This is a genomic window from Nonomuraea sp. NPDC059023, from assembly GCF_042740095.1.
GTDB lineage: Bacteria > Actinomycetota > Actinomycetes > Streptosporangiales > Streptosporangiaceae > Nonomuraea.
The window spans coordinates 492,348-501,671 of the sequence record NZ_JBHYIO010000003.1 but is presented as its reverse complement, the minus strand read 5'-3'; the positions used below and the strand labels follow the sequence as shown (position 1 = coordinate 501,671).

7 protein-coding genes are annotated in these 9,324 nt (G+C 69.8%); 5 read left to right on the top strand and 2 right to left on the bottom strand.

All coding sequences use genetic code 11. The annotated features are described in order from the left end of the window. Nucleotides 1–79 precede the first annotated feature (79 nt). Both ACFWYW_RS08220 and ACFWYW_RS08215 read right to left on the bottom strand, forming a co-directional pair. The gene (locus tag ACFWYW_RS08220) at nt 80–1,306 is read right to left on the bottom strand and encodes a serine hydrolase domain-containing protein (protein ID WP_379611446.1); all 1,227 of its coding nucleotides are present in this window, start codon (nt 1,304–1,306) and stop codon (nt 80–82) included. A gap of 190 nt (nt 1,307–1,496) precedes the next feature. Next, nucleotides 1,497–2,171 carry a helix-turn-helix domain-containing protein gene (locus ACFWYW_RS08215; RefSeq protein ID WP_379611447.1) on the bottom strand — a complete coding sequence of 225 codons (675 nt, stop codon included), beginning with the start codon at nt 2,169–2,171 and terminating at the stop codon, nt 1,497–1,499. A 181-nt stretch (nt 2,172–2,352) separates the two neighbouring features. On the opposite strand from ACFWYW_RS08215, the gene ACFWYW_RS08210 reads away from it, so the two are divergent. The 5 genes from ACFWYW_RS08210 to ACFWYW_RS08190 all read left to right on the top strand — a co-directional run bounded on the left by ACFWYW_RS08210 (nt 2,353) and on the right by ACFWYW_RS08190 (nt 9,321). Beyond that, complete coding sequence (locus ACFWYW_RS08210) at nt 2,353–3,501, top strand: serine hydrolase domain-containing protein (RefSeq protein WP_379611449.1); 1,149 nt, start codon at nt 2,353–2,355, stop codon at nt 3,499–3,501. Nucleotides 3,502–3,833: 332 nt separating this feature from the next. Next, the gene (locus ACFWYW_RS08205) at nt 3,834–5,297 is read left to right on the top strand and encodes an alpha/beta fold hydrolase (protein WP_379611450.1); all 1,464 of its coding nucleotides are present in this window, start codon (nt 3,834–3,836) and stop codon (nt 5,295–5,297) included. A 291-nt stretch (nt 5,298–5,588) separates the two neighbouring features. Further along, nucleotides 5,589–7,649, top strand: coding sequence for a DUF6421 family protein (locus ACFWYW_RS08200; RefSeq protein ID WP_379611451.1), 2,061 nt, complete (start codon nt 5,589–5,591; stop codon nt 7,647–7,649). Next, the gene (locus ACFWYW_RS08195; protein WP_379611452.1) at nt 7,646–8,275 is read left to right on the top strand and encodes an SDR family NAD(P)-dependent oxidoreductase; all 630 of its coding nucleotides are present in this window, start codon (nt 7,646–7,648) and stop codon (nt 8,273–8,275) included. Before ACFWYW_RS08200 ends, ACFWYW_RS08195 begins: the two co-directional genes overlap by 4 nt. Beyond that, a complete protein-coding gene (locus ACFWYW_RS08190; RefSeq protein WP_379611453.1) occupies nt 8,272–9,321 on the top strand; it encodes a threonine aldolase family protein in 1,050 nt (349 codons plus the stop codon). Before ACFWYW_RS08195 ends, ACFWYW_RS08190 begins: the two co-directional genes overlap by 4 nt. Nucleotides 9,322–9,324 lie beyond the last annotated feature (3 nt).

Here is a 9,324-nt window from a genome sequence, read left to right as displayed (position 1 = left end):
GGCCACCGGCGAGGGGGTTCGGGGGAGCTGGGCTCCCCCGTGAGGGGAGCCCGAGCGCGAAGCGCGAGGACCATGCCATTCAGGGGATGGCCTGGTAGAGGGTGGTCCAGAAGTCGTTCATCAGCCGCGCCGGGGCCGGGACGGTGTAGCCGACCTGGGTGAGCAGGATGCCGGTGACGCCGGTCTCCGGGTCGGCGTAGGTGGAGGTGCCGCTGCCGCCGTCCCAGCCGAACTGGCCGATGGGAGCGTAGTCGCTGCGGTGGGTGCGGACCGCCATGCCGTAACCCCAGCCGCCCTGCTGGCCCTGGCCGAAGGAGATGTGGACGTTCTCCGTGGCCATGGCGTGCCTGGCCGCCTGCTGCTCGGGGGCGAGGCTGTTGGTGGTCATCAGTTGTACGGCGGGCCGCGACAGGATGCGCCGGCCTTCGTGGGTGCCGCCGTTGAGCAGCATGCGGAAGTAGGCGTGGAAGTCGTCGGCGGTGGAGACCAGGCCGCCACCGCCGCCCTGGAACGCCGGCGGCTCGCTCCAGCGTCCGCCCTCGGCCTCGTCCCACACCTGGAACTCGCCGGTCTGCGGGTCGGGGGCGTACAGGGTCGGCAGCCGGTCGATCTGGTCGGCGGGCACGTGGAAGCCGGTGTCCTTCATGCCCAGCGGCTCGAAGACGCGCTCGCGCAGGAAGTCCTCGAACGACCGGCCGGTGACCCGGGAGACGAGCACGCCGACGAGGTCGCTGCTGATCTGGTACTGCCAGCGCGCGCCGGGCTGGTGCATCAGCGGAAGTTCGCCCAGGCGGCGCATCCACTCGTCCTGCTCGGGCACCGGCGTCGGCAGGTTGGGCGTGAGTCCCCGCTCGAAGATAGCGCCCATGATCGGGGTGCCCAGGACCGTCATGTCCATGCCGAGCCCGAAGGTGGAGGTGAGCACGTCGCGGACGGTGATCGGCCGCCGGGCCGGCACGGTGTCGTCGAGCTGGCCGTCGATGCTCTTGAGCACCTGCCGGTCGGCCAGCTCCGGCAGCCACTCCTGGACCAGGTCGTCGAGCCGCAGCTCGCACTCGTCCAGCAGGACCATCGCCGCGGCGATCGTGACCGGCTTGGAGGTGGAGGCCATCCGGAAGATCGTGTCCCGGCGCATCGGCGCGCCGCCGTCGTGACGCATCGTCCCGATCGTCTCGACGTGCGTCTCTTCGCCACGGCTGACCATGGCGACCAGCCCGGGGATCTTCCTGGACTCGACGTGCCGCTCCAGCACCCCGCGCACTCGCCGCAGGCCCGCCTCGGTGAAGCCGCTCTTACCGTGTTCCATCGTCGTTCTCCTGGTGTTCAGTGTTCGGTTCGCCCGGCGCCGGGCCCGGAGGCCGCGATCGCCGTGCTGTTCATGGAGGAGACGATGGCCGACTGTGTTGACGCGGGGCTGTCGCCGTACTGACACGGCCGCTGACACGCCGCCGCTCAGCGGCTGATCGCGTGAGGAGCCGCTGGCGTGGACATCGCGGTCACTTCAGGAGGATGCGCCAGCGGCCGGCCAGTTCCATGATGTCCAGGCTGACGCGTTCCAGGTAGTTCGCTGCCTTGGCCAGTCGTTGCCCCACGGGGCTGTCGAGCCCGTACCTCTCGGCCGCCGCCATCGTGGCCCGCGCCGCCTCGAGCGTCTGCCGCTCGCTGATCATGATCGCGTGGTACCAGGCGTCGTCGTCGATCACATAGATGTCGCGCCGCCGCCGCGGATCGCGCTCGCGCCGGATGAATCCCTGCTGGAGCAGGAAGTTCACGGCCACGGAGATGGAGGCCGGGCTGACCTTCAGCCTGCGGGCCAGTTCGGCCGCGGTGCGCCTGCCGTTCTCGGACAGCATCAGGTCGTGGTGCACGCGCGCGGTGATCCGCGGCATCCCCGCTCTGACCGCCCTCTCCAGGAGTTCCTCTTCCATCAGGCCGTCGGGCGGCGTGTCCACGCGTGGGGGTGCCGGTGTGCTGCGCCGGGCTCGCTGGATCGTCGCCTGCTGTGCCTGCTGGGGCCGGTAGCCGGTGGGGCCGCCGTTGCGTGCGATCTCCCGGGTGACCGTCGAGGTCGCCCGGTCGAGCCGCCTGGCGATCTCACCGTAGGAGAGCTTGTCGGCGAGTCCGGACGCGATGCGCTCGCGGTCCTGCTGGGTCAGTCGTCCTCCTGGCATACCTCCAGTGTTGTCTTCGCCGTCAGTCAATGCAACAGCCTTGCATTCGGGTTCAGCGTCATTGCTTCAATTTTTGGCCGTCTACCTGCGATTATGCATTCTCCGAGATTGACGGAATTGCGAATGCAACGTAGCTTTCGAGCAGCACAAGACGCGTACTATCGTGAAATGAGGAACGGTCATGAGTGAATCCCTCCCCACCGCAGAGAACACCGGAGGCGGGCGCCCGGAACTGCAGAAGGCCATCGAGGCGATCGTCGACGCCGGTTTCCTCGGCGTCCAGGCGCGCGTGAACGACGAGCGGGGCGAGTGGGTCGGCAGCGCCGGGCGGCGCAAGCTCGGTGTGAACGTCAAGCCGCCGGCGGACGGACGGTTCCGGATCGGCAGCAGCACCAAGCCGTTCGTCGCGACCCTGGTGCTGCAGCTGGTGGCCAGGGGCAAGATCGAGCTGGACGGCCCGGTGGCCGACCACCTGCCCGCGTTCGAGCTGGACCGGGGGATCACGGCGCGGATGCTGCTGCAGCACACCAGCGGTCTGTCCAACTACACCGGCGAGTTTCGTGTCGACGGGTCGGTCGAGCCGGGGATCCCCGCCGGGGGCGCGGAGTGGGCGGACGCCCGGTTCAAGACCTATCGGCCGGAGGAACTGGTGCGGTTCGGACTGTCCAAGGGGCCGAGGTTCGAGCCGGGCGAGAAGTGGAGCTACTCCAACACCGGCTACACGCTGGCCCAGTTGCTGATCGAGGAGGTCACCGGCCACTCGCTCGCCGAGGAGATGAAGCTGCGGATCCTGGGTCCGCTCCAGCTGAGCGGCACGGTACTGCCGGGCGCCTCGCCCGAGCTTCCCCGGCCGTACTCCCACGGCTACTTCAGCTACCAGGACGCCGCGGGGAAGGGGAAGGTGATCGACGTCACCCGCCAGAACCCCTCCATGACGGCCGCCGCCGGTGACATGATCTCGACCACCGAGGATCTGGCCACGTTCTTCTCCGCGCTGAACCGTGGCAAGCTCCTGCCCGCCGAACTGCTGACCGAGATGCGCAGGACGGACCCGAAGAGCGGCGGCCCCTTCGGCAGCTACGGCCTCGGGATATACGTGCAGGACCTGGGCCCGGACTGCGGTACCGTCCTCCATCACAACGGCAGCACCGCCGGGGGTTACGTGTCGGTCCTGTACGGCACGCCCGACGGCAAGAAGACCCTCGCCGCCTCGATCACCTACGGCGACGCCGTACCCGATCTGGCAGGGGCTTTCCCGACGGCGCGCGACAACCTCCTCAAGGAGGTGTTCGGCGACGGTACGGCCGAGGAGGCCAAGCCGGCCCAGTAGAGCGCCTCAGGCCCTGGGAAGGCCGGGCGTGGACACTCCTATGGCGAGTCCGACCTGCGAGAGCAAGGCGGATGGCGGCTGGTGGGGCCGGCTTCGCCGACGGCCGGCAACGGCGGGATCAGAGCCCGGTGAATCAGGGTCCGGCGACGGGGGGACAAGCGGACGCACCGACGTGTCCTACCACGGTGGACCATGCGGCTGGGAGCGGGCTCCCAGCCGGCAATCCTCCGCGCGGACGACGAGAACCGGTCCCCACCGGCGGAGGATGAAGTCATGATCACAAAAGCATCCCCTGGACATCCCCATGGGGCGACGAGATCCGTGACGCCGAGATGAGAATCCTGAAGAAGACTTTCGCCATCCTCGCCGCCACGGCGGCCGTGGCAGCGCTCGCACCGGCGGCGCCGGTCTCGGCGGCGGCCGAGGCCGGGCGGCTGACCTGGGGCGAGTGCTCAGACAAGACACTTCCCGCGCCCACGGAGTGCGCCTCGATCGAGGTGCCGGTGAACTGGGCCGAGCCCGGCGGCAGGAAGATCCGGCTGGACCTGGCCCGGCTGCCCGCCACCGAGCCCGCCCGCCGGATCGGCAGCGTCCTGGAAGTCACCGGCGGACCCGGGAGCAGCGGCATCCCCGAGGTGAAGATCGCCGCTTCCCATCTCAAGGAACTGGGCCGCCGCTTCGACCTCGTCTTCTTCCAGACGCGCACCAGCCTGTGGTTCAAAACCATGCCCAAAGTCTGCTGGAAGCCCGGCACCAAACTGGAGGACCCTCGCAGCCGCAAGGCATACGCCGCCCAGACCGCCGCGATGACCAAGGCGTTCCTCGCCTGCCAGAAGGCGGACACCACCGGCCTGTTCGCCCATGTGGACTCCATGTCGATGGCCAGGGACATGGAGGCGATCCGGTCGGTGCTGGGCGAGGAGCGGCTGAGCATCGTGGCCCACTCCTACGGCGGGGTGCCCTCCATCGCCTACGCTCGCCTGTTCCCGCAGCGGATCCGGGCGCTGTACGCCGACGGGGTGATCAACCAGGCCGCGGGCTTCAACGACCAGATGCTCCGGATATCGACCGCCTTCGAGGAGACGTTCGGGAAGTTCGTCACCTGGTGCGCGGACACCCCCGCCTGCGCGCTGCACGGCGAGGACGCCGGAGCGGTCTGGCGCGCGCTCGTCCGCGCGGCCGACCGCAAGCCGATCCCCGGCACCTCCGCCGAGTTCGGCAAGGGCGAGATGACCGGATGGATGCTGCGGCAGTTCGCCTTCGGCCTGGCGGCGGTCGACCCCGGCAAGGACCACGCGAACTGGCTGCCCTTCGCCAAGTCGGTCGACTTGGCGCGGCGCGGGGACGGGTCCGGATTCGGCGACGCGGTCATCACCGGCACCAGCGTCTGGAGCACACCCGGCGTCCTGGCGATGAGCTGCGGCGACGGTCGTGGCTTCGCCGGCTACGACGAACTGCGGAACTACCGTCGCACGGCGGAGAGGACCCTGCCGAATCTCGGTTCCGCCCGGACCGAAGGCGTCGCGTGCACAGGCTGGCCGCTGAAGGTGGCCAACCCGGTCCGTCCGCTCCCGTCGCGCGGCCTCCCGCCGATCTTGGGCGCGGGGAGCACGTCCGGCGACGTGGTGACGACCCGGACCTTCACCGAGATGATCCCGGGTTCGGTGACCGTCACCTACGAGGGACCCGGCCACGTTCTGTGGATGATGGGCAAGAAGTGCCCGATCAGGCACGCGACCGCGTACCTCACCGACTTGACGCTCCCCGCGCCCGGCACGACCTGCCCCGAGGAGTGATCCCGGCGGGGACGATCAGGTGAGCACGGCCCCCGAAACAGGGGCCGTGCGTCGCGGCAATGATCACCAAAAGGTGCGAGGTGCCCTTCACGGTCGCCGGCCGTAGCCGGCGCGTATGTCCGGGGATCTCGCGGATGCCGTCACCATCGGCATGCCGTGGGCGCGGGACCGCCGCTGCCGCCAGCATCGACGTCTTCGGTGCACACCCTCAGATCATGAAGGGACTAGCGTTGCACCCCCATCTATCATGTATATTTTCCGTCAATAGGTGACTTTGGCAGGAGATATTTCATGAAGTCCTTCCCCAAGGTGCTCTTCGACGAGGCCCACAGCGAGTCGTGGACCATCCGGCGCGACGTCGCCGAGGCGATGAACCCCGGCCACCCCGACGACAACAGCTACGCGCGCGCCGCCGCTCAGCTGCGGCACCTTGGGCACACGGTCGGCGCCCACATCACCGGCGCCCTCGACACGGGAACGCTCCAGGACCAGGACGTCCTGGTCATCGCGCACCCGTCGGGCGAGCGCTGGGAGCGCACCACCGGCCACGGCAGCCCGGTCTTCTCCGCCGCCGAGCTGGACGCCATCACCGCCTACGTCCAGGACGGCGGCGGCCTGGTCGTGCTGGCCGAGGAGGAGCAGGACAAGTACGGCAACAACCTCAACGACCTGCTCGCCCGCTTCGGCGTGGCCGTCGAGCACACCACGGTCCGCGACCCCAAGAACGCCCACCGGGATGTCGCCACCTGGGTCCTGGCCGCGAAGAACACTTCTGACGGTCTGCTCGCGGGCGTCGGGAAGGCCTGCTTCTACCGGTCGGGCGTGCTGGCCGCAGACGGGGCCACCGTCCTGTTCGCGTCTTCGCCGTCCGCCACCCCCGCCGGCGCCCCGCTGGCCGTGGCGCGCACGTACGGCAAGGGCCGCGTGGTCGTCTTCGCCGACTCCGACCTGTTCGGCGACGACTCCATCGAGGACTACGACCACCGCCGGCTCTGGGGCAACGTGGTCACCTGGGCCGCGCGCGTACCAGGTGACGACCGGGCGGGAACGGGCACCGACGAGGCCAAGGCGGCCGGGTTCGCCGAGCTCAAGGCCACGGTCGAGGAGCTGCGACCGCTGCAGGTCAAGGACGGCTCGGTGCCGGAGGAGAAGGATCGGGCCAAGGAACTGGTCGGCTCGATCGCCCGGCAGGTGGGCGAGATGGCGGCGCACTTCCCGCATGACGCCGCCTACCTTCAGGCGGTTCAGGCCGACCTGCGCCAGTGGTCGGAGCAGGACCTCGGCGTCCCCGACTTCCTCCGGTCGCTGGAGCTCTTCCACCCCGACACCCAGCGCGTGGACGGGCTGGAGCACCTGGTGGTGTTCCCGATGTACACGCAGAACGGCAACCCCAACCGCAACGTCGAGGCCGTCTGGATCCGCACGATCTGGCCCGACTGGCTGGCCGGGCTGGAGGCCGGCGGCTACGACAACCCGATGTTCGTGCCGATCGCCTTCGAGGACTTCACCTCCGGCTACGACACCCACTCGGCCGTGCTGTTCCCCGAGACCGTCGCGGTACGGCAGGCACCCCAGCGGTTCACCTGGGGCGGCATCTTCGCCGACCGCGAGGCGGCCAGGTTCCGCGCGGTCTCCGGCGCCGCCGCCACCACGCTCAAGCTGGCCCTGCCCCCGGACGCCGCCCGGCTGCTGGCCTCCCAGCAGCTCGCCCAGGACACGTTCGTCATGTGGGACCTGATCCACGACCGTACCCACAGCCACGGTGACCTGCCGTTCGACCCGTTCATGATCAAGCAGCGGATGCCGTACTGGCTCTACTCGCTGGAGGAGCTGCGCTGCGACCTGACCGCGTTCGGCGAGGCGGTGAAGCTGGAGAAGGACGGTGTGCCGCACGCCCGCTACGTGCAGCACGCGATCCTGTTCGACCGGCTGTTCCGCTTCCCGATCACCGGTGAGCGGGTGCGCAACTACGACGGGCTCGGCGGCCAGCTGCTCTTCGCGTACCTGCACCGCAACGACGTCGTGCGCTGGACCGACAACCGGCTCACGATCGACTGGGAGCGGGTCGCCGACGGCGTCGCCGACCTGCGCGGAGAGGTGGAGAAGCTCTACCGCGACAGCATCGACCGGTCCAAGATCGCGCACTGGCTGGCCGCGTACGACCTGGTCAGCGCCTACGTGGAGCCGAACCCCGCCTCGACCTGGGCCAAGGGCATCCAGGCGCTGCCGGAGGAGCAGAAGGCCAAGGTGGACGCGGTGCTGTCGGACGAGTTCCCCCTGAGCATGTTCTACGAGGCGCTGCGCCGTAAGCTCGCAGACGTCGTCGAGAGCACCAAGGGGATCCGCGCATGATCATCCTCATCACCGGCGCCGCCGGGCCCACCGGCCAGGCGGTCGCCGAGTACTTCGAGAAGAACGGCCACACCGTCGTCGGCGTGGACAAGGACGACGTCGACCTGCTGGACCGCGCCGCCGTACAGGCGCTGGCCGAGCGTATCGACATCGAGCACGGCCGCGTCGACGGGGTGGTGCACCTCGTGGGCGGCTGGCGCGGCGGGAAGACGTTCGCCGACACCGACCTGGACGACTGGAACCTGCTGCACGACCTGCTCGTGCGCACCCTCCAGCACGTCACGCTGGCCTTCGAGCCGCTGCTGCGCAAGAGCGCCAACGGCCGGTTCGCGATCGTCTCCGCCAAGGCCGCCGAGTCGCCCACCGCGGGCGGCGCCTGCTACGCCGCGGCCAAGGCCGCCTCAGAGGCGTGGACCAGGTCGCTGGCCGACGCGCTCGCGGGTACCAACGCGGCCGCCGTCATCCTGGTGGTGAAGGCGCTGGTCAACGACTCCATGCGGGCCGCCAAGCCGGAGGCCGCGTTCACCGGCTTCACCGACGTGCGTACCCTCGCCGAGGCCATCGGCGGCCTCTACGAGCGCCCGGCCGCGCAGATCAACGGCACCCGATTGGACCTCACCGCGTGAATCCCCGGCACGACCCAGAGCTGAAGGCGTTCGCGAGCGACAACTACGCGGGCGTCCACCCGGAGATCCTGGAGGCCATCGCCCGCGCCAACGGCGGCCACCAGATCTCCTACGGCGAGGACGTCTACACCGAGGCCCTCCAGGGCGTCTTCCAGCGGCACTTCGGCGAGCAGGCCCAGACCTACCCGGTCTTCAACGGCACCGCCGCCAACGTGGTCTCGCTGCGCGCCATGCTCGACACGTGGCAGGCGGTCGTCTGCGCCGACACCGCCCACATCCACACCGACGAGGGCGGCGCGCCGGAGGTGGCGGGCGGCATCAAGCTGTTCACCGTCCCCACGCCGGACGGCAAGCTCACCCCGGAACTGATCGACACCCAGGCGTGGGGCTTCGGCGACGTGCACCGTGCCCAGCCCGGCGTCGTGTCGATCTCCAACACCACCGAGCTCGGCACCGTCTACACCCCCGCCGAGATCACCGCGATCTGCGAGCACGCCCACGAGCGCGGCCTGAAGGTCCACCTGGACGGCTCGCGCCTCACCAACGCCGCCGCCGCGCTGGACGTGCCCCTGCGCGCGCTGACCACCGACGCGGGCGTGGACGTGCTCTCCTTCGGCGGAACGAAGATCGGGCTGCTGTACGGCGAGGCCGTCGTCGTGCTCGACCCCGGCGCCGCCCGCGGAGTCGACTACATCCGCAAGACGTACATGCAGCTGTCGTCGAAGATGCGGTTCGTCTCGGCCCAGTTCGAGGCGCTGCTCGGCGGCGACCTGTGGCTGCGCAACGCGCGGCGGGCCAACGCCATGGGCCGCCGCCTGGCCGAGGCCGTGCGCGACATCCCGGGCGTCGAGGTGCCCAGGCCGGTGGAGGCCAACGCGGTCTTCGCCATCCTGCCGCCGGAGGTGACGGAGCGGCTGCAGAAGCGCTTCCGCTTCTACACCTGGAATCCGGCGATCGGCGAGGTGCGCTGGATGTGCTCCTTCGACACCACCGAGGCCGACGTGGACGCCTTCGCCGCCGCCGTACGCGAGGAGATGTCGGCCTGAGCC

Coding starts and splice junctions, on each gene's coding strand:
- ACFWYW_RS08220 (WP_379611446.1), bottom strand. CDS start 1,306: ATGGAACACGGTAAGAGCGGCTTCACCGAGGCGGGCCTGCGGCGAGTG.
- ACFWYW_RS08205 (WP_379611450.1), top strand. CDS start 3,834: ATGAGAATCCTGAAGAAGACTTTCGCCATCCTCGCCGCCACGGCGGCC.
- ACFWYW_RS08215 (WP_379611447.1), bottom strand. CDS start 2,171: ATGCCAGGAGGACGACTGACCCAGCAGGACCGCGAGCGCATCGCGTCC.
- ACFWYW_RS08195 (WP_379611452.1), top strand. CDS start 7,646: ATGATCATCCTCATCACCGGCGCCGCCGGGCCCACCGGCCAGGCGGTC.
- ACFWYW_RS08200 (WP_379611451.1), top strand. CDS start 5,589: ATGAAGTCCTTCCCCAAGGTGCTCTTCGACGAGGCCCACAGCGAGTCG.
- ACFWYW_RS08210 (WP_379611449.1), top strand. CDS start 2,353: ATGAGTGAATCCCTCCCCACCGCAGAGAACACCGGAGGCGGGCGCCCG.